The organism is Geomonas subterranea (genome assembly GCF_019063845.1).
Classification (GTDB): domain Bacteria; phylum Desulfobacterota; class Desulfuromonadia; order Geobacterales; family Geobacteraceae; genus Geomonas; species Geomonas subterranea.
Window position 1 is genome coordinate 392,908 of record NZ_CP077683.1, and the last position, 19,225, is coordinate 412,132.

The window sequence follows — 19,225 nt, forward strand, 5'->3', positions numbered from 1 at the left end:
ACTCCGGGCTACCTGATGATATGGCCGATGAACTGCGACCGGTCGGAGTGGATGCGGGGATCCCTGCGGAAGCCGAGCCCGGCCGGGCGCCCCGCGAAGAACACGCCTGCCTGGTACTTGTTGCCTTTGCCATCGACTGCGAACTGCGCCAGTTCCTGCCAGATCGACTGCTGCGCACCGTACCCGCCGTCGGCGCCCGCTATGGCGCCGGTCCCCAGGAGGAGCTCGACGTTCTTCCCTTCGCGCCCCAGCACCGGTTTCCTGGCGCAGGGGGCGGGCAGGGGGGCGAGCGAGGTTTTCAAAAGGTACGGATGGTCTGGGTACTTCTTGTAGAGCTTGGCGAGGAAGCACTTGTGCTGGAACAGCAGGGTGTAGGGCGGGTTGATCACCATGGTCGATCCCGATTTCATCGACTGCCCCAACAGGTCGAGCAGTTCCGGCTCCTCGAACGCGATCGACTCCCACGGGATCAGCTTGTAGAGATAGGGCCAGCGGACCTCGGCGGGATCGGTGGTGAAGACCCCGTCGGGAGCGAAGGTGACGGCGTCGACGTCCTCGAAGTCGCAGTCAAACCCCGCGTCGTTGGCGGCCTTTTCCATGAGGCGGCAGGTCCAGTAGTCCTCGGAGGAGTCAAAGCAGGTGGTGAGGAGCCGCCGCTCGAGCTGCGGATTGAGCGATGCCAGCTTGTCGAACTGGTCCCGCAGCGCCTCGAAAAGATCGTTTGCCTGCGCCGTCTCGTCGAAGCCGTTCAGTTTCGCCTGCAGCCACTGGACCACCGCCGTTTCCAGGACCAGGGTCGCGGTGTCGGCGTTGAATTCGATCAGCTTGATCGGCACGCCGTCCATTCCGCCGGCGAAATCGAAGCGGCCGTAGATGTGCCAGTAACGATCCTCTTCCCAGCTCTCCCAGATCTGTGAATTCATCTCGAGCGGGAAGCCGAACTCGGGGAGAAGGTTGTTGGACATGATATACTCGGCCGTGTCCACGAACATCTCGTACAGCTCTTCCGCCGCGTCGAGATAGGCATCCACCTCCGGTTCGCTCAATTCGACCATCTCGCCGGCACACTGGTATTCCTGATCGAACCAGTCGAACCCGGCGCTGGCCAAGTCGCCCGAACAGATCGGTTTGGCCTCCACGAGCCTCACCATGCTAGGCGCCTCCCCTGCCGCCGCCGGAGAAAAACCCGGACCGGCCGCCGGATACGGAGGAGACCTTGCCGCCCGACATCGCGGAGGCAACGTGGTTCGCCGCAACCTTCGACTGCAGCGCCGCCCCCCGGTTGGCGAAACGCGCCGGGCTCACGTGGTCGTAGGAACCGGTGCGCCCCTGCCGGTAGGAGTAGAGCGTGTTGTTGTAGTAGTGGTTCAGCCAGGAGTTGTAATGGTAATGGCCGCCGGAAGAGCCGTCGAAGGCGGGACCCTTTTCGTACTCCTGCCGCATGGTCTCGTCATCGAGGATGTCCCTCGTGCCGTCGCAGCGGTCGATGATGGTGCTGCTGACGTTGGCCGGTTCCTGGCTCACGATGACCAGCCGCCCGTTTCTCCCCCCTTTGCCGAACGAGGGGATGCCGTGCCCGTTGTCGCAGACCTCCTTCAGGTGGATCTTCACTCCCACGCGGTTGGCCAGTTCCTGCGGGCTTTTGCCGTCCGACCAGTCCCCCGACGTTCCCGCCTGCGCGTTCAGTACGCCCATGGCCAGGACGGCCAATGCGAACGGGACCTCGGTCCTTGGTTTCCATTTCATTGCTTAACCTCCAGACGGCGCCAAGGCCATGCCCCTGCCGATGAGGCGCAGGCGCGCGATCCGTTGCGACATGGGCGGGTGGGTCGAGAACAGGCTTTCTTCCTCGGAGAGATCGGCCGCGGTGGGGCTCGCTATGCACAGGTGGGCGCTGGCCTGGCTGATGCTGTGCGTCGCTCCGGCAGCCCCGGATATCTTCTCCAGGGCCGAGATGAGGGCCTGCGGGTTGCGGGTGAACTGCGCCGCCGAGGCATCGGCTAAGTATTCACGCTCCTTGCTGACCATGAGCGCCATGATGCGGGTGGCCAGGGGGGCGAGGAGCACGGTCAGGAGCCAGATCACGAAGATGATGCTCCCGATGCGGCTGTCATCGTCCCCGCTGCGGTCGCTGCCGCCGTGGTAGCGGCAGCGCGCCACGAATTCGGCGATCAGCGCCGATATGCCTACGAGGACGGTGAGCGTCGTCATCAGGCGCACGTCCTGGTTCTTGATGTGGGCGATCTCGTGAGCCACCACCCCCTGCAGTTCCTCGCGGGTCAGGGAGAGAAGGAGCCCCTCGGTCGCGGCGACGTGGAAATCTCCCGGCTTCAGGCCGACGGCCATGGCGTTCGGGTCGCGGTCGGGGATGATCCAGACCGACGGCATGGGCATGCCGGCGGCGATGGACATCTCTTCCACCACGTTGTGGAAGACCCGCCCCGGCCCCTTGGTGTCGCTGTCAACCGGCGTGGCGCGGACGGCTTTCAGCACCGTGGTGGCGGCGCTGGAGAGTTCCCACCAGGCGAGGCTGGCGCCGAGAAGCCCGATCACGATGGTGAACACGGGGCGGAACGGCTTGGACTTTTTCTCGTAGGGACGGATCGCTCCCGGCGGGAGTTCCGCTTCCTGGTAGGAACCCGGACTCGTCTCCCGGTAGACCGTGGCGGGGACGGGACGGGTATGGGCGCGGGCCTTGAAGTAGAGCGCCAAGTCGAGTCCCAGACCAAGCCACAGGAAGAAGGCGACGAAGAGGGCCACGACCCACGTGGTCTTCTTCCTGTTCTTTTCCTGCAGCTCGAAGAAGGTCGCCACTAGCTACCCCTCGCTGGGCGCAACTACAGCCGCAGGCTGGATGAAGATGTGCTTCAGCTGCGGGACCGTCTTCTGCACTTTCTCCCTCAGTTCGGCTATGGTCTTTTCCACCTCGTGGTCGTGCAGCTCCTGCTTGAAGTCGACGTCGATGCAGAGCAGGGAATCGGCCGCGCCGAGCTGCATGGAGCGGATGGCGCCCACCGCCAGCACGTGCTCGTGACCGTTGATGATGCGGCGCGCATAGCGGAGCTGGACCGGGTCGATCGCCTCCCCGATCATCAGCTTCCTCATCTCGTTGGCCAGGAACAGCGCCATGACGAAAAGGAGAGCGCCGATGCAGAGGGAGGAGGCCGCATCGTAGATGGGATTTCCCGTCAGGGAGACGAGGGAGGTTCCGACAAGGGCGAACACCAACCCCAACAGGGCCCCGGAGTCCTCCACGAAGACCACCACCGTGCCGCTGTCCTTGGAGTCGACGACGCCCTGCAGCAGTTCCGAGGAGGAATGTTTCCCCATGCTGCGGCGGGCGATCCACCAGGACTGACCTTCGAGCACGATGGAGCCGATCAGGATGGCGTAGTTGAGCGAGAGGTGTTGCAGCGGTTCGGGGTGCTGCAGCTTGTGAAACCCTTCCATGAGCGAGTAGACGCCGCCCAGGACAAAGAGCAGCATGGCCACGATGAAGCTCCAGAAGTACTCTTCCTTGCCGTGGCCGAAGGGATGGGTGTCGGTGGGGGGTATCTTGCTCCGTTTCATGCCGAAAAGGAGCAGGACCTGGTTGCCGGTGTCGGCAAGGGAGTGCACCGCTTCCGCCATCATGCCGGCGCTGTGGGTAGTGAGGGCGGCGAAGAGCTTGAACACGAAGATGACGAGGTTGTTCCTGAAGGCAACCTTTACTGCCTTTTCTCCTGAAGCCATGGATTTCCTTTTCTGAAGGTTACTTGAAAGAGAGGTTCACCTTGGGGACCTCGCGGTCGGCCTGCTCGCTGATCTCCCAGAGCGTTGCGGGAGCGGCCTTGGCCATGCCGGCGAACAGGACGTTGGGGAACTGCTGCTGGGCGACGTTGTAGCTGGTGGCGGTGTCGTTGTAGGCCTGGCGGGCGAAACCTACCCTGTTCTCGGTGGAGGTTAGCTCTTCCTGAAATTGGGCGACGTTCCCGGTGGCCTTCAGCTCCGGGTAGGCTTCGACGATCGCAGAAAAGCGGGACAGGGCGGCGCTGAGGGCGCCCTCGGCTGCGGCGATCTCGGCGACGTTGCCGGGACCCGCGCCGGTGCAGACGCTGACGGCCTTGTTGCGGGCGGCGATCACTGCCTCGAGGGTCTCACGCTCGAACTGCATGGCGCCGCGCACGGCCTCCACCAGGTTGGGGATCAGGTCGTGCCGTCTCTTGAGCTGCACGTCGATCTGCTTCCAGCTGTTATTGGTCTGTTCCTTGAGGTTGATGAGGCTGTTGTACGAAGAAATGGCGATGAAAACGGTGATAACGGCGATGACGCCGATGACGATCGCAGCGGTCATTATGATTTTCCTCCAGGGGGAGTTGTTCATTAAACGTCGGCAAATTAGCGGCGACTATATACGTATTCCTCAATGATGTCAACGCTGGGGCACCGTTGTCCTTGTTCGAGCTGAACTCTAAAGAGAGTGAATTTGATAGGGATAGGAGCAGTTTTGTGACAGAGCCGGATGTGCCTGTGAGTGTGGTGAGGTAAAAGGAAAGGATCCGTAGGTAACAAGAAAGACCGACGTGAGGGGGCGCAGCCGGGGAGGGGAGGCTATAACTGCAGCTTCCCCTCCGGCCTCATGGGACATACTTCGGCACCTGGTACCGCAACTCGGCGAGGCCCGAGCCGAACTGCTGCACGGATAGCAACGTCAAAGGGGGGGTGACTAAGCGACGCGGGAAGAGCGGCTTACCTTTTCCCAAGGTGACCGAACCGACTTGCACGATTATCTCGTCCAGCAGCCCGGCATCGTAGAATTGACCGGCTAAATCACCTCCACCTACAATCCAGATGTTCTTCGAGCCGGCCGCTTTGATCATTTCGGCATGAACAGGCCGGACGTCGCCGTGGACGAAATGGATGTTGGCTCCCTTGACGGTCGGGAGCGCCCTGCTGGAAAATATCCAGACTGGCTGAGTGTACGGCCACGCTGACCCCGTCTCGAGGGCCACCTTGTCGGCATGGTGCAGCATCCATTCGTAGGTTGCTGAACCCATCGCCACTGCGCCGACCTCAGCGATAAATGCGGGATAGCTGGTGTCGTCCACATTGCCTAACGGGAAAAGCCAATCCAACGAATCATCTTCTGTGGCAATGAATCCGTCGAGACTGGCCGCCGCGTAGTACAGTGTCTTCATGATGGATACACCCTCGAAGTTACGGCTTTTCCGGACTAGCCGAACTCTCCTGATTTCCCAGCCGCTCGCACAGCTCCTTGAAGGCCTGGGTATCCATCTTCAGCTCGACCGGTTTGCCGTTGTCCTGGTAACCGATGGTGACGAGGCCGCCGACTATCTCGTGCTCCATCTCGGCGAAGAGGACTCCCTTCGGGTTGATCAGGAGATTCCCGGAGCGGATGAAACCCCTCTTCTCGAGTTCCTGGGCCATCGCCTCCTGCTCGGTCTTGTGCACCTTCTTGAACAGTTGCTTGCGCACGGCGCTGCCGTCGAACCAGACGTCGATGAGGCGCGTGTCGTCGCCGACGAGCGGGTTTTCAGCCGGAGTGGTGAGCTGGGCGGCGAGGATTTTGTCGGTGTTGATGTAACGCATGGCGGGCTCCTTGGATAAGGGGGGATTCGGTCACAAAGCAGGTCTCTTCTACGATGCCACAAGCAGGCAGTGAAGCCGCAATCTAATGTAAACCCTGTCACTGTTCAAGCTATTTCTGGGGAGGCTCGTGGCTCAGGGGGGGCTTGCCAACAGGCTTTCATCATACGGGAATTGACACGCCTTTTCCTTTGTGGTATTGAGGTACCATATTACTAATATGGTGCTGGCGGTCCTGCCGCTGTGGGGGGAAGTACAGGGGACGTGAGTCATGAAAAAGGGCGGGGAAAAGACGAACTATAACCGAAGCGTCAGCCGGGCTCTGGACGTTCTGGAGCAGTTCCTCGGGGATGACCATGAGGTCGGCTTGACCGAATTGAGCCGGCGCCTCAAGTTGCCCAAAAACAACGTATTCCGGTTGCTGGCCACGTTGGAACTGCGCGGTTACCTCGGCAAGGACTCGGTGACCGAGCGCTACCAGCTCGGGTTCAAAACGGTGGAACTCTCCCAGAACGCCTTCAGGCAGCGAGGGCTGGGACGGTCGCGGGCGGTGATGGAGCGGCTTGTGCGTGAATGTAACGAGACCGCGTGCGTCTCCATCATGGCCGACTACAGGGTGATCAATCTCGACGCCGTGCAGTGCGATCACAACCTGCGCGTCATACCTGCTCTTGGTGTGCATTTGCCCGCATATTGCACCGCGCCGGGTAAATCGCTCATGGCCCATTTCGCCGAGGAGGCCATCGTCAAATACGCCTCCACGAACAAGTTCGAAAAGCATACCCCACATACCATCGTTGATCCAGAAAGCTGGAAGCACCAACTGCGGGTGATCGCCCAACAGGGGTACGCGATGGAGATGGAGGAATTGAACATGGGGGTGACCAGCGTCGGGGCGCCCATCCGCGACTACACCTCGCGCGTCATAGGTGCTCTCAGCATCCTGGGGCCTTCGCAGCGCTTTCCGCTGGAACGGATGGAGCATGAGTTGGTGCCGTTGCTGAAGCAGGGTGCGGCCGATATTTCCGCCAGGTTCGGCTATTAAACGAGGAGCGTCACAAGGTCTTCGACCGGCAACGCATGACTGCCGATAACGTCACTAGGGATGGGGCACAAAAATGACTGACATAAAATTCGCGGGAACCGACTCCTACATAGCGACGGATGACCTGAAGCTGGCTGTCAACTCCGCGATGGTGCTGGGGAGGCCGCTGCTGGTGAAGGGTGAGCCGGGAACGGGCAAGACCATGCTTGCGGAGGAGGTGGCCCGTGCTCTGGACAAGCCGCTGTTCCAGTGGCACATCAAGTCGAGCACCAAGGCCCAGCAGGGGCTCTACGAGTACGACGCGGTCTCGCGCCTGCGCGACTCGCAGCTTGGCGACGCTCGTGTGCATGAGATAGGAAACTACATCGTGAAGGGGAAGCTCTGGGAGGCGTTCAAATCGGAACGGCAGGCGGTGCTTTTGATCGACGAGGTGGACAAGGCGGACATCGAGTTCCCCAACGACCTGCTGCGCGAACTGGACCGGATGGAGTTCTACGTCTACGAGACGAAGGAACTGGTGCAGGCGAGGCACCGCCCGGTGATCATCATCACGAGCAACAACGAGAAGGAGCTGCCGGACGCCTTCCTGCGCCGCTGCTTCTTCCATTACATCCGCTTCCCGGACCGGGAGACGCTGGAGAGCATCGTCTCGGTGCACTACCCCGGCCTGAACCGGGCACTGGTGACCGAGGCCCTGGGGGTGTTTCTGGGTGTCAGGGAAATGCCGGGGATGAAGAAGAAGCCTTCCACCTCCGAGCTCCTCGACTGGCTGAAGATCCTGGCGGCGGAAGGGGTGTCGCCTCAGGCACTGCAGGCTGCGGCCAGGGAGAGGGTGATGCCGCCCCTGCACGGCGCCCTGCTGAAAAACGAACAGGACCTGCAGCTGTTCCAGACGCAGCCCCGGCGCACCGGTTCAGGCTTCAGGGCCTGAAGACGTGCTGATCGACTTCTTCCTGGGGCTGAAGCGGGCCGGGGTGCCGGTCACGCTGTACGAATTCCTGACGCTGCTCGAGGCGCTGGAGAAACGGCTGGCCTTTGGCAGCGCCGAGGAATTCTACTTCCTCGCGCGCCTCATCCTGGTGAAGGATGAAGTCAACTACGACAAGTTCGATCGCGTCTTCATGGAGTTTTTCCAGGGAGCCACCCTCGGGGAAGGCGGGCTTTTCGCCGGGATCCCGGAGGAGTGGCTGCGCAAGATCAAGGAGAAGTTCCTGTCCGAGGAGCAAAAGCGCCAGATCCAGGCGCTGGGGGGGCTGGACAAGCTCCTGGAGACGCTGAAACAGCGCCTTGCCGAGCAGAAGGAGCGTCACCAGGGGGGCAGCAAGTGGATCGGCACCGGCGGCACCTCCCCCTTCGGCGCCTACGGCTACCACCCCGAGGGGATCCGGATAGGCCAGCCGGAGTCGCGCCACCGGCGGGCGGTCAAGGTCTGGGACAGGCGTGAGTTTCGCAACCTGGACGGCTCGGCGGAGCTCGGCACCCGCAACATGAAGATGGCCCTGCGCCGGGTGCGCCACTTCGCCCGCGAGGGCGCACAGGAGGAGCTCGACCTTCCGGGCACCATCCGGGCCACCGCAAACAACGCCGGGTACCTGGATCTGCGCATGGTCCCGGAGCGGCACAACAAGGTGAAGGTGCTTTTGTTGCTGGACGTGGGAGGATCGATGGACCCGCACGTGGAAGACTGCGAGCAGCTCTTCTGCGCGGCCCGCAGCGAATTCAAGCACCTGGAGCATTTCTACTTTCACAACTGCGTCTACGAGAAGGTGTGGCGCGACAACCGGCGCCGTCACCACCATCATCTCCCCACCTTCGACCTGATCCACCACTTCGGCCCGGACTGGAAGCTGATCCTGGTCGGGGACGCCACCATGGGACCCTACGAAATCGAGTGGCGGGGGGGGAGCGTGGAGCACGACAACGCGGAGGCGGGGTCGGTGTGGCTGTCCCGGCTGCTGGCCCAGTACCCGCGCGCCGTCTGGCTGAACCCCGTGTCCCAGCGCGAGTGGGAGTTCAGCAGCTCGGTCCGCATCATCCGCCGGATGATGGGGGACCGCATGTTTCCCCTGACGGTGGACGGGGTAGGGCAGGCAGTCGAGTTGCTGAACAGGTAACGCCCCCTTCAGGAGGTTCCCATGGCACCATACGCCGGGTTCGAGCAGGGCCCGATCCGCCCCCCCAGCGAGGCCGACAGCCTCTTGATCCGGGTGAACCGGAACTGTCCCTGGAACCGCTGCACCTTCTGCTCCCTCTACAAGAAGCGGAAGTTCTCCATCCGGCCGGCCGAGGACGTCATCCGTGACATCGACACCATCCACCATCTGATCAAAAAGATCGCCGCGGGTGCGCCACCGCAATCCCTGTCGGGGGAGCAGCAGGAAGTGCTTGCCGCCTGGAACTGGTACGGCTCCGGAATGGAGTCGGTATTCCTGCAGGATGCGGACAGTTTCACCTGCCGGCCGGAAAACCTGCTGCGGATCCTCCACCACCTGCGGGAGAGGTTTCCCGGGGTGAAGAGGATCACCTGTTATGCCCGCTCCGCGAGCCTCGCCCGTACCCCGGATGGCGCGCTTAAGGAACTCGCCGCGGCCGGGCTGAACCGGATTCACGTGGGGATGGAGACCGGCTCCGAGACGCTGCTCAAGCTGGTGCGCAAGGGGGTAGGGAAGGAGGAGCAGGTCGCGGCGGGGCTCAAGGTGAAGGGGGCGGGGATCGAACTATCGGAGTATTTCCTGGCCGGTCTGGGGGGGACGGAGCTTTCGCGCGAGCACGCCGAGGAGAGCGCCGACGTCATCAACCGGATCAACCCGGACTTCATCCGCTTCAGGGCGTTGCACGTACTGGACAACCTGGACCTTTTCCCGGACGGCGGCAAACCCTTCCGCTTTGCGCCGGACCTGGTGCTGGCACGGGAGACCCGCACCTTCCTCGAAAGGCTCGACGGCATCACCGGCGCGGTCAGAAGCGACCATGGCTTCAACCTGTTCCAGGAGATCAACGGCGCCTTCCCCGGCGGTAAGGAGCGCATGGTCGCGGTGCCCACGAGGTTCATGGAGCTGGAGCCGGATCAGCGGGTCCTGTTCCAGGTGGGGAAAAGGACCGGGTCCCTGCAGCGACTCGATGACCTCCAGCGCACCGAACGGGTCGACCCGGTGCGGGAGATGTGCCGAAAAGCGGGGATCACGGCGGCCAACGTGGATGAGCGGATGCACGCGATGATGCAGGAGAGGATGAGAAGGGGGATCTACTGGTGATCCTCAGCAGATGTCGGGGTTGACGAAAGGATCCTGGAGGCGGAAAGAGCCTTCCCCTTTCTGCTGCAGGCTCCCCAGGCGGTAGGCAAGCTGCGGGCGGGTGAGCCCCAGCGCACGCGCCGAAGCGGCAAGATTGCCACCCTCCTTTTCCACGGCGGCCCTGATCATCATGCTCTCCACCTGCTCAAGGGTCAGGCCCCCTTCCAGAACCGCCTCGCACAGTGCCTTTCCCGCCGAACTGTGATTGAGGTCGAGGTTGCCGGTGCTGCTGACGCTGTATTCCACGTTTGCTTCGTCGGCGGTCGAGGAGAACATCTGGTCCAGCTCGATGCGGGCGCCGTGCTGGGCCAGGATCACCCCGCGCTCCACCATGTTCTGCAGTTCCCGGATGTTGCCCGGCCAGGGGTACGCCAGCAGGGCCCGCTTGGCCTTGTCGGTGAAGCCCCGCAGCTTCTTCCCCTGTATCGCCGCGTATTTCTCCACGAAGCGCTCCGCGAGCAGCAGGATGTCCTCCTTCCTCTCGCTGAGCGACGGGATCTTGACCAGGAACGCGTTGAGGCGATAGTAGAGGTCGGAGCGGAACTTCCCTTCGCTCACCAGCTGTTTCAGGTCGATGTTGGTGGCCGCCACCAGCCTTACGTCCACCTTGCGGACCTTGTGGTCCCCCAGCCGCTCGATTTCCCCCTCCTGTAACACGCGCAGCAGTTTCGCCTGCGCCGGCAGTGGCAGGTCGCCGATCTCGTCCAGGAACAAGGTGCCGCCGCTGGCCCGCTCGAAGCGCCCCGGGCGCGATGCGAGCGCCCCGGTGTAGGCCCCCTTTTCCACGCCGAACAGCTCCGATTCCACCAGGTCATGGGGGATGGCGGCGCAGTTCACGGCGATGAAGGGGGCCTTGCTCCTAGTGCTCCGCTCATGCAGGGTGCGCGCGAACACCTCCTTGCCCACCCCGGTCTCCCCCTGCAAAAGGACCGTGATCTGACTTCCCGCCGCCTGCTTGAGCAGGCCGTATGCCGTCAGGAACGCGGGGGATTTGCCCACCACGTCCGCGGGGAGTTTCTCCTTTTCGTTGATGGCGGAGCGCAGCTCCACCACCTGGGTCTGCAGTTCCCTGAGCTCGTCGGCTATGGGGTCCGGGTGGAAGATCCTTTTGAACTCCTCCGTGTCATCCCATTCCTCCAGCGGCTTGCCGACGGTGCGGCAATGCTTGTCCCCCCTGCCGATGCACTCCACCTCCTTGTAGAGGATGGGACGCCCCATGAGAGCCGAGGTGTAGCCGCAGGCATAGCCGAGTTGGCTCCAGCAGGTCGGGGCCGAGTGGGGGCCGTAGTGCCTCATGTGCCAGTTTCCTTCCCAGGAGTTCTCCCACATGAACTGACCGGAGAACTTTCCCGCAGCCCGGTCGACCTCCAATTCCAGCGTGGTGACCTTGGCGACCCCCTCCAGTGTGTGCAGCTGTGTCCCGACCAGGAACGCCTCCTGGTCCGAGACCCCTTCGAGCTGTCTTTTGAACACCTCGGCGTCCTGAACGCCGGAAGCGAAACCCATGCGCATGAGAAGGGCCCTGGCGCGGCTCATCCCCAGGGTGTCGATCAGTTCCCTGCGCATGGCCCCCTGCGCCTCCGCGTGGATCAGCAGCATGCGGTGTTCGTGCAGCCAGATGTTGCCGGTGTCGGCGCAAAATTGCACCAGGGAACGCACCTTGTGCTTTGTGGCGTCGCCGGGAATGTTTTTCTTTTTCTGTGACTTGCTCATCTTCGTCCTGCCCTCCACGCCCCTCCCGAAACAGCGGTTCGAGAAGGACCTGCCCACACTCCGCCCCTCTTAGCTACCAAAGAAGTAAGAGCAGTGGTATTGTAATACCATAATACGGAGAACAATGTTATATTCATTTGTAGACATTTGCAAGCCGCTTCTTCGTTGGATCCGTATATCCCGGCGCCGGTTCCCGGCCCCGCCACCTTTTCCCCCGCCCCCGCTGTTTCTCACCTTCTCTCCCATGTGCTCGCGCAGGGCGCGCTTTAGGCCCCGGCGCAACATTCACCGTTATTGCCCAGTCATATCGGGCTGATAGGGGAGGTTGTGGGGTTTTTCCGCTGCAGTGCTTGCCGCATAGACTTCATCAAATGATAAAAACCGCCCGGGTCACCACCATCAGATTTCATCAATTGGTGAAGAGCCGAGCTGCTCCCTCCGGCCGCGGGTAAATCGTGTGCGGCAAAGTTTACGCCCCCCTCAGGTTCGCAAGACGCAGATTTCACATGGATTTTCCTGAAAAGACAATCTTGCATACAATTGAAAACGATGTTTTGGCATTACGCGTGCTATGGAGAGGGTGTTCCAGCGAGAAAACGGCTGCTGCGGGTCCTGGCAAGGTGGAGTGCATGGTTCCGGCCGCTGTTGGCTTGATAATTCACTTGATTCACGATGTATTTTCCCCGTGAGATCCGTGGTCGCAACGCTGGCGTTTCCAGATGCTGCCTATTCATTAGTGCAAAAAACCGTTTGTTGAAAATATCCAGAAGGGAGGACGGGCCATGAGTATATCGGGTGATGGGCAGGACGGCGTGACCATGGAAGCAATCGAGACGGCCTGCATCGATGCCGGTGGGAGCCGCGCGGCCGCAGCCCCGGGATTCGGGCAGCTTGTGGTCTACCTTGCCGTGTTCATGGGGCTTAGCTGGGCGATGATGTATTTCATCCCCACCGGGTTGCTCTTCACCGTGCTCCTCCCCGCGTCCTTTTACGTGCTGTTCGGCATTGTCGTCTTCTCCCCGCTGGTCTCGGGAGGGTGGCCCTTCGCGCCCCCCCTGGGCGACTGGAAGCCGGGCGACGGCATCTGGAAGCCCGGCCTCGCCACCACGGCGCTCCTCACCGCGGTGGCCGTTGCGGGCCCCCTGGCCACCACGCACCTTTACCCCCGCTTCCCGCTCTTCCCGGTCGGCTTTTGGTGGGGCATCATCCTCTTCACGGTGACCCTTTGGTACGCCTTCTCGTGGAACGGCTGGCCCCTGAACCGGACGTGCTCCCCTGCCGTGCGCGGCATCGGCGGTGGGGCGGTCATCGTCGGCATTACGGCACTCCTGTGGCAGCTGGTGAACCTCTCCGGCACCCCCTTCGCCGGCGCTCCCTACGACCCGAAAGGTCCTTTCCAGGCGGAGTGGTTCTTCGGCCTGCTGGTCTGGATCATCGTCTGGATCCAGGCGTTTTCCAACGTGCTCACCTTCCAGCAGTGGCCCTTCTACAAAATGCGGCAGCCCCTGGGGGAGATCGCCAACACCGCCGTCTGCATCCTCCTCGGCTGGCTCTGCTGGAGCGTGAGCCTCAAGTTCATGTCCCCGACCTTCTCCTTCGCGGCCCTTGGTGGCTCCATCATCGGGATGCAGAACTTCCACGGCGCCATCTTCGGCTACTACCCGTTCGCAAAGTACAAGCAGCCGACCCGCGGCATCTGCAACTTCGCGACCGAGATCATCCTGGCCTTCGGCTGGATCGCACTGATGCGGCTGATCATGCCTCCGGTCGTGGCCAGGGTCCAGGCGGCGGGGCTCCCCTTCGACCTGAACGTGGTTTCCGTGCTGTTCACCCTCCACTTCGTGGCCCTTTTGACGCTGATTCACAACTTCTATTTCCTGAGGGCGCCGCTTGCACCGGGCGGTCCTCCTCCCGCGCCCGAGTAGCACCGTACGTCCGTCCATCCCCTCTCCCGCGGGAGAGGGTGCCCGAAGGGGGGGAGGGGGATGCCACGACGATGGGGTCCTGGCTGGGGCACCCCCCTCACCCCCGCCCCTCTCCCACAGGGCGAGGGGAGACAAGACACCTGCCAAAGAGGAGTCGGAAATGGAACAACAAACCGGCAAGTACCAGGTGAGGATCCTGGGTATCGAGGAGTACCGGGCGCTGACCGCGTGCCAGAGCGCCTGCCCCGTGGGGACGGACACCAAGCGCTACGTGAGCGCCATCTCCAGGGGGGACTACGAGAAGGCCTACCTGATCGCCCGGCAGACCAACCCGCTGGTCTCGGTCTGCAGCAGGGTCTGCACCGCGCCCTGCGAGAAGTCCTGCCGCAAGGGGGAGACCGGCAGCCCGGTGGACATAAGGGCGCTGAAGCGCTTCGCCTGCGACCAGCACGGCGCCGCTTCCACGAAGCGCGTGGTGCAGCGGCTGGACGAGCTTTCCCGGCGCGCCGACTGGGTGAGCGACCGCGCGGGCAACCACGTGCTGAACCTCTCCAGGCAGGTCGGGAAGGCCAGGACGAAACAGGCGGCCGCCGCCCAGGGGGCGCGGGTGGCCATCGTCGGTTCCGGCCCCACCGGGCTTGCCGCGGCCCACGACCTGGCGCTCCTGGGGTACGCGGTGACCATCTTCGAGGCGGCTCCCCACGCAGGCGGGCAGCTCCGCTCCGGCATCCCGGCGTTCCGCCTCCCCAAGGACGTCCTGCAAAAGGAGATCGACGCCATCCTGGAACTCGGGGTGGAGCTCAGGCTGAACACCACGGTGGGCGCCGACCTGACCCTCACCCAGTTGCGCGAAGAGGGGTACCAGGCGGTGCTATTAACCATCGGCCTGCAGGACCCGATGCGCATCGAGATCGAGGGGACGGGGCTGCGCGGCGTCCACACCGGGATCGATTACGTCAGAAACCACGACAAGATCGAACTGGGGAGGAGCTGCCTGGTGATCGGGGGGGGCGGGGTCGCCATCGACTGCGCCCAGCACGCGGTGCGCCAGGGGGCGGAGCAGGTGATGATCGCCTGCCTGGAATCGTGGGAGACCATGCCTGCCAGCCGCGTGGAGATCGAGGACGCGCAGGAAGAGGGGATCACCTTCCACCCTTCCCTGGGGCCGCAGCGCTTCCTGGGAGAGGACGGCAGGGTGACCGGGGTCCAGTTCATGAAGGTGGCCTCCATCTTCGACGGGGAGGGGAGGTTCAACCCGAGCTATGAGCCTGACTCGGAGCACGTAATCCGGGTGGACTCGGTGATCCTCGCGGTGGGGCAGGCCTCGAACCTTGCCTCCCTGAAAGGGCTGGAAGGGCTGGAAGTCACCCCGGCCGGGCAGATCAAGGCGGGCGACGACATGTCCACGAGCCTCCCCGGGGTCTTCGCCGGTGGGGACGTGCGCTGGCGCTTCGCCAGAAACGCGACCGAGGCGATCGCCGACGGGCAGAAGGCGGCGCGCTCCATCCACGGCTACCTGCGCGGCGAGGCGTTGAACGTCAGGCAGACGGGTCACATGAGGGCGCTGCCGGCGGACTTTTTGAACACCCGCTGCGACACCATCGCCGCCGCCAGGATCCCCAAAAGGGAGGCGCAGGTGAGGGTGCGGACCCGGGAGGAGATCACCCTGGGGTTTGAGGAAAAAGAGGCCCGCGAGCAGGCGGCCCGCTGCCGGCAGTGCAGCATCCAGACCGTCTTCGACCGTTCCCGCTGCCTTTTGTGCGGCACCTGCGTCGACACCTGCACGCAGGGGACGCTGAAGCTGGTGCGCCTGGAGGATATCGAGGGGGACGAGAGGCTGGCACAGCTCACCGCCGCCCTGAAGAAGGGGGCGCCCGGGACCAGGGCGAGGACCGCGATCATCAAGGACGAGAGCAGGTGCGTCTCCTGCGGCATGTGCGCCCGGCGCTGCCCCGGCGGCGCCATCACCATGGCGGAGTTCAACCTCGACGAGGAATGGGAATAGGAGGAGAAAACCTATGAGCGCAACGGTCTACACAATCAGAGATTCCATCAAGAACCTCCCCAAGAACATCAGGAGCTCGGTGGTCCGCCCCGTGGAGGGGACGCCGGAACAGGCGCGGGCGGCGGCGGTCTTCGGCAACGTCTTCCTGCACATCCACCCGGCCCGGGTGCACGAGAACTCGCTTCGCTTCGGCTACACGCTGGGGCTTGGGCTGATCTCCTTCTACCTGTTCCTGATCCTGGCGATCTCGGGGACGCTGCTCATGTTCTACTACACCCCGTCCACGCAGCTCGCCTACCACAACATGAAGGACCTGGAGTACGTGGTCTCCTTCGGGGTGATCCTGCGCAACATCCACCGCTGGTCGGCGCACGCCATGGTCGCCGCCGTGTTCCTGCACATGTGCCGGGTCTTCTACACCGGCTCCTACAAGGCCCCCCGGGAGTTCAACTGGGTGGTGGGGGTATCCCTTTTGCTGATGACCCTGTTCCTGAGCTTCACCGGTTACCTCCTCCCCTGGGACCAGCTTGCCTTCTGGGCCATCACCGTGGGGTCCAACATCGCGGCCTATGCCCCCTGGATCGGCGAGAAGATCCGCTTCGTGATGCTGGGCGGCAACGAGGTCGGGCAGATGGCGCTGATCCGGTTCTACGTGCTGCACGTGGCCCTGCTCCCCGTGGTGGCGCTCGTCCTCATGGGGGTCCATTTCTGGAGGATCCGCAAGGACGGCGGCCTTTCCCGCCCGGCGGACCGTTAACGCGGCATCTAATTCAGACCCAAAGGAGGTGCAGCCATGCATCTGGTTAAAAAAGAAGAGATTTTCCCGAGGGACCCCAACAAGACCTACTCGCTGATGGCCATCGTGGATGGGGATTCGCTCCAGGTGGACAAGGACCCGGGCGACACCGTTTCCAGCTGGCCGCACCTGGTGCTGCGCGAACTGCTCCTCTTCCTGGTGGTGGGGATCGCGGTCGTCGGCGTGTCGCTTCTGTTCAACGCGCCGCTCGAGGAGCCGGCCAACGCCCTGCACTCCACCAACCCGGCCAAGGCGCCCTGGTACTTCGTGGGGATCCAGGAGCTGGTCAGCTACTCGGCCTTCCTGGGGGGGATCGTGGCCCCGGCGGCGATCGTGCTGTCGCTTCTGTTCCTCCCGTACCTGGACCGCAACCCGGCCGGCGTCGGGGTCTGGTTCGCCAAAGAGCGCAGGGTCGCCACCACCATTTTCACCGTTTTCGTGGTGTCCATGGGGATCCTGATCGTGATCGGGCAGTTCCTGCGCGGGCCGAACTGGACGCTCAACCTCCCCTGGAAGTGAGGGGGCAAAGGGGTGCTTAACGGCGGAAGAGAGTCAGATATCGCTTTGCAAAAAGGAGGATACGTCATGGGACTGAACAACTGTGGTGGCGCGGCGACCATGCCCGACGGGCTGGACGAGGGGCGCAGGAGTTTCGTGAAGAAGGTGACGGCGACCACGCTGGCCCTGGGGGTAGGGGGGATCGCGCTGCAGACCGGGCGGTTTCTGAAGCCCAACGTGCTCTACGAACCGGCCCGGGCCTTCAAGGTGGGGGAACTCGCCGCCTTCCCCATCGGCAGCCGCATCGTCATCGAGGGGCGCGGCGTCGAGATCGTCAGGGAGCGCGACGGCATCCACGCCGTTTCCCTCACCTGCACCCACCTGGGGTGCCTGGTGAAGCAGGTCGAGAACGACCCGGACGTGGCCTACGCCTGCCCCTGCCACGGCTCCACCTTCGCCCACAAGGGCGAGGTGCTGGGCGGGCCGGCACCGAAGGACCTCCCCTGGTACGAGATGTACATGGACCATACCGGCGCCCTCGTGGTGGACACCTCCAAGGTGAACCGCGATCGGACCAAACTCGTCGTCTAGGGAGGGCATGGAGATGGAAAAAGCAGTCTTGCGTAGGCTCACCACACTCTGCATCGTCTGCGGGCTCGGCTGCCTGGTCCTCCTGGGTGTGGCGGGTTTCCGGGACACGAACCGGGAATGGAAATACTACCAGGAGGATTACCGGGAAAAGCTGATGGGTAAGCTTGGCCGGGACAAGAACCCCGCCATGTACCAGAGGGTCGCCCAGATGAAGCCGGAACTCAAACAGGTGGTGGTGACGGAATGGCAGACGGTGGACCGCTGCGTCACCTGCCACATCTCCATCGAGGACCCGCTCTTCGCCCAGGCCCGCCAGCCGCTGAAGACCCACCCGTACCCGGAGCTTTTGAAGCAGCACCCGGTGGACAGGTTCGGCTGCACCATCTGCCACGGCGGACAGGGGCTCGCCACCACCTACTACGGCTCCTCGCACGAGCCGATCCACAACTGGCCGGTGACCCTGGTGTCGAAGGGGCTGATGCAGTCGCGCTGCGGCTACTGCCACAAGAACTTCGAGGCGATCAAGGCGGACAAGCTGATCGAGGGGCGCGCCCTCTACCAGGAGCTGCACTGCGCCGGCTGCCACCAGATCAACGGCCAGGGGGGGGCGGTCGGGCCCGACCTGAGCTCCTTCGCGGACAAGGACCCCAGCAACTTCTCCCTGGAGAACCTGAAAGGGAGCCGCTCGAAGCAGAACTGGGTCATCGAGCACTTCCAGGACCCGCAGCGGGTCTCCCCCGGCTCCCCATGCGCGGCTACGCCATGAGCGACAAGCAGGTCGAGGCGCTGGCGAGCTACGTGCTGAGCCTGAACCAGAGGGAGTTCACCCGCAAGTACACCCCGAAGCTGCGCGCGGGCTATGTGCCGCCCCGGGTGGACACGGTGCTCCCCGAGCCGGAACTCGGCACCTCGTCCAAGGCGGAAGCGGACGGCAAGCGGGACCTGCGCCTTTAACCGGACCAACACAGGAGCGAGATATGAAAAAAACCATCCTATCGATAGCGGCGGCGCTCTCACTGGCGGCGTTCACCACGCCGGCTCCGGCCGCGCCGGGTCCGCCCCGGATGCCCTACGCCTTCGAGATGTACTGCGTGATGTGCCACCAGCAGGGGGTCCAGATCGGCCCCACCGGCATCTTCGACATGCAGAGTAAAAGCGGCAATCCCCTGCACGAGCAGTACATCAGGAACAACGTTCGCTTCGGGATGAAGGCCATGCCCGCCTTCAGGCTCTCCGAGGTCCCGCCCAAAGAGCTGGACGGCTTCGTGGCCTACCTGAAGGACGTCGCCGCCTACCGGAAGACCAACCCCACATACCGGCCGGTTCCGGCCCAAAAAGGAGGGGCAAAGAAATGATCAGCCAGAACAGAAGGTCCTTTTTCAAGACGGTGATAGCCGCGGGCGCGGCCATGGCGGTTTCCGGTACCGGCACCCTGGCAGGCAGCGCTCAGGCCGCACCCGCGGGAGCCATCAGCGGCGTCTGCCTCTACGCCCCGGGCCTTGGGAGCGCCCGCGACTTCGTGGAGAGCATGCAAAAGAGCGCGCCGGGAGAGTGGAGCGTGCAGCCGTTGTCCGGCTCCCTCACCGACTGCTATTTCCAGGCGGCCCTCCTCTTCGAGGACGCCAGAAGGGGGAGGACCAACACCTTCGTCGGGGTCCTCGACCAGGCGAGCTTCGCCGTCGTGCACGAGGCCATCGTCGATCGCGGCGGCCGCTTCCACTACGTGACCCAGAACGGGCCGGACCGGGTCACCTTCTCCGTAGAGGTATAGGA

21 protein-coding genes are annotated in these 19,225 nt (G+C 63.3%); 13 read left to right on the top strand and 8 right to left on the bottom strand.

Going from position 1 to position 19,225, the window contains the following annotated elements; all coding sequences use genetic code 11:
• Positions 1 to 8: 8 nt before the first annotated feature.
• The 7 genes from KP001_RS01680 to KP001_RS01710 all read right to left on the bottom strand — a co-directional run bounded on the left by KP001_RS01680 (position 9) and on the right by KP001_RS01710 (position 5,589).
• Entirely contained in the window at positions 9 to 1,151 is a 1,143-nt protein-coding gene (locus KP001_RS01680) for a glutathionylspermidine synthase family protein (RefSeq protein WP_217287864.1), read from the bottom strand.
• A 1-nt stretch (position 1,152) separates the two neighbouring features.
• Positions 1,153 to 1,746, bottom strand: a complete 594-nt coding sequence (locus tag KP001_RS01685) for a hypothetical protein (RefSeq protein ID WP_217287865.1) — start codon at positions 1,744 to 1,746, stop codon at positions 1,153 to 1,155.
• 3 nt (positions 1,747 to 1,749) lie between these two features.
• Entirely contained in the window at positions 1,750 to 2,814 is a 1,065-nt protein-coding gene (locus KP001_RS01690; RefSeq protein WP_217287866.1) for a M48 family metallopeptidase, read from the bottom strand.
• 3 nt (positions 2,815 to 2,817) lie between these two features.
• Entirely contained in the window at positions 2,818 to 3,732 is a 915-nt protein-coding gene (locus tag KP001_RS01695) for a cation diffusion facilitator family transporter (RefSeq protein ID WP_217287867.1), read from the bottom strand.
• 19 nt (positions 3,733 to 3,751) lie between these two features.
• Positions 3,752 to 4,333 (bottom strand): LemA family protein, encoded by a 582-nt coding sequence (locus KP001_RS01700; RefSeq protein WP_217287868.1) that lies wholly within the window; start codon positions 4,331 to 4,333, stop codon positions 3,752 to 3,754.
• A gap of 283 nt (positions 4,334 to 4,616) precedes the next feature.
• On the bottom strand, positions 4,617 to 5,177 hold the full coding sequence (locus KP001_RS01705; RefSeq protein WP_217287869.1) for a dihydrofolate reductase family protein: 561 nt from the start codon (positions 5,175 to 5,177) through the stop codon (positions 4,617 to 4,619).
• 19 nt (positions 5,178 to 5,196) lie between these two features.
• Positions 5,197 to 5,589: a hypothetical protein gene (locus tag KP001_RS01710; RefSeq protein WP_217287870.1), complete on the bottom strand. Its 393-nt coding sequence runs from the start codon at positions 5,587 to 5,589 to the stop codon at positions 5,197 to 5,199.
• Between the two features lie 268 nt (positions 5,590 to 5,857).
• Here KP001_RS01710 and KP001_RS01715 point away from each other — a divergent pair, with 268 nt between their 5' ends.
• The 4 genes from KP001_RS01715 to KP001_RS01730 all read left to right on the top strand — a co-directional run bounded on the left by KP001_RS01715 (position 5,858) and on the right by KP001_RS01730 (position 9,885).
• A complete protein-coding gene (locus tag KP001_RS01715) occupies positions 5,858 to 6,631 on the top strand; it encodes an IclR family transcriptional regulator (protein ID WP_217287871.1) in 774 nt (257 codons plus the stop codon).
• A gap of 73 nt (positions 6,632 to 6,704) precedes the next feature.
• On the top strand, positions 6,705 to 7,562 hold the full coding sequence (locus tag KP001_RS01720; RefSeq protein WP_239027865.1) for an AAA family ATPase: 858 nt from the start codon (positions 6,705 to 6,707) through the stop codon (positions 7,560 to 7,562).
• A gap of 4 nt (positions 7,563 to 7,566) precedes the next feature.
• Entirely contained in the window at positions 7,567 to 8,745 is a 1,179-nt protein-coding gene (locus KP001_RS01725) for a vWA domain-containing protein (protein WP_217287872.1), read from the top strand.
• Between the two features lie 21 nt (positions 8,746 to 8,766).
• Positions 8,767 to 9,885, top strand: coding sequence for a radical SAM protein (locus KP001_RS01730; protein ID WP_217287873.1), 1,119 nt, complete (start codon positions 8,767 to 8,769; stop codon positions 9,883 to 9,885).
• Positions 9,886 to 9,888: 3 nt separating this feature from the next.
• On the opposite strand, the gene KP001_RS01735 is transcribed toward KP001_RS01730, so the two are convergent.
• Positions 9,889 to 11,637 (bottom strand): sigma-54-dependent Fis family transcriptional regulator, encoded by a 1,749-nt coding sequence (locus KP001_RS01735; RefSeq protein ID WP_217287874.1) that lies wholly within the window; start codon positions 11,635 to 11,637, stop codon positions 9,889 to 9,891.
• A 782-nt stretch (positions 11,638 to 12,419) separates the two neighbouring features.
• Between KP001_RS01735 and KP001_RS01740 the strand changes: the two genes are divergently transcribed.
• The 9 genes from KP001_RS01740 to KP001_RS01775 all read left to right on the top strand — a co-directional run bounded on the left by KP001_RS01740 (position 12,420) and on the right by KP001_RS01775 (position 19,223).
• Positions 12,420 to 13,562 (top strand): hypothetical protein, encoded by a 1,143-nt coding sequence (locus KP001_RS01740; protein ID WP_217287875.1) that lies wholly within the window; start codon positions 12,420 to 12,422, stop codon positions 13,560 to 13,562.
• Positions 13,563 to 13,722: 160 nt separating this feature from the next.
• Positions 13,723 to 15,567 (top strand): FAD-dependent oxidoreductase, encoded by a 1,845-nt coding sequence (locus KP001_RS01745; protein WP_217287876.1) that lies wholly within the window; start codon positions 13,723 to 13,725, stop codon positions 15,565 to 15,567.
• A 13-nt stretch (positions 15,568 to 15,580) separates the two neighbouring features.
• Positions 15,581 to 16,324 (top strand): cytochrome b N-terminal domain-containing protein, encoded by a 744-nt coding sequence (locus KP001_RS01750; protein ID WP_217287877.1) that lies wholly within the window; start codon positions 15,581 to 15,583, stop codon positions 16,322 to 16,324.
• 36 nt (positions 16,325 to 16,360) lie between these two features.
• Positions 16,361 to 16,882 carry a cytochrome b family protein gene (locus tag KP001_RS01755; protein ID WP_217287878.1) on the top strand — a complete coding sequence of 174 codons (522 nt, stop codon included), beginning with the start codon at positions 16,361 to 16,363 and terminating at the stop codon, positions 16,880 to 16,882.
• A gap of 66 nt (positions 16,883 to 16,948) precedes the next feature.
• Positions 16,949 to 17,452 carry a QcrA and Rieske domain-containing protein gene (locus KP001_RS01760; protein ID WP_217287879.1) on the top strand — a complete coding sequence of 168 codons (504 nt, stop codon included), beginning with the start codon at positions 16,949 to 16,951 and terminating at the stop codon, positions 17,450 to 17,452.
• A 13-nt stretch (positions 17,453 to 17,465) separates the two neighbouring features.
• A complete protein-coding gene (locus KP001_RS01765; protein ID WP_239027866.1) occupies positions 17,466 to 18,218 on the top strand; it encodes a c-type cytochrome in 753 nt (250 codons plus the stop codon).
• Positions 18,215 to 18,406, top strand: coding sequence for a hypothetical protein (locus tag KP001_RS21845; protein ID WP_239027867.1), 192 nt, complete (start codon positions 18,215 to 18,217; stop codon positions 18,404 to 18,406). The genes KP001_RS01765 and KP001_RS21845 overlap by 4 nt, the downstream gene beginning before the upstream one ends.
• A 23-nt stretch (positions 18,407 to 18,429) precedes the next feature.
• Positions 18,430 to 18,807: a c-type cytochrome gene (locus KP001_RS01770; RefSeq protein WP_217287880.1), complete on the top strand. Its 378-nt coding sequence runs from the start codon at positions 18,430 to 18,432 to the stop codon at positions 18,805 to 18,807.
• Complete coding sequence (locus tag KP001_RS01775) at positions 18,804 to 19,223, top strand: twin-arginine translocation pathway signal protein (protein ID WP_217287881.1); 420 nt, start codon at positions 18,804 to 18,806, stop codon at positions 19,221 to 19,223. The genes KP001_RS01770 and KP001_RS01775 overlap by 4 nt, the downstream gene beginning before the upstream one ends.
• Positions 19,224 to 19,225 lie beyond the last annotated feature (2 nt).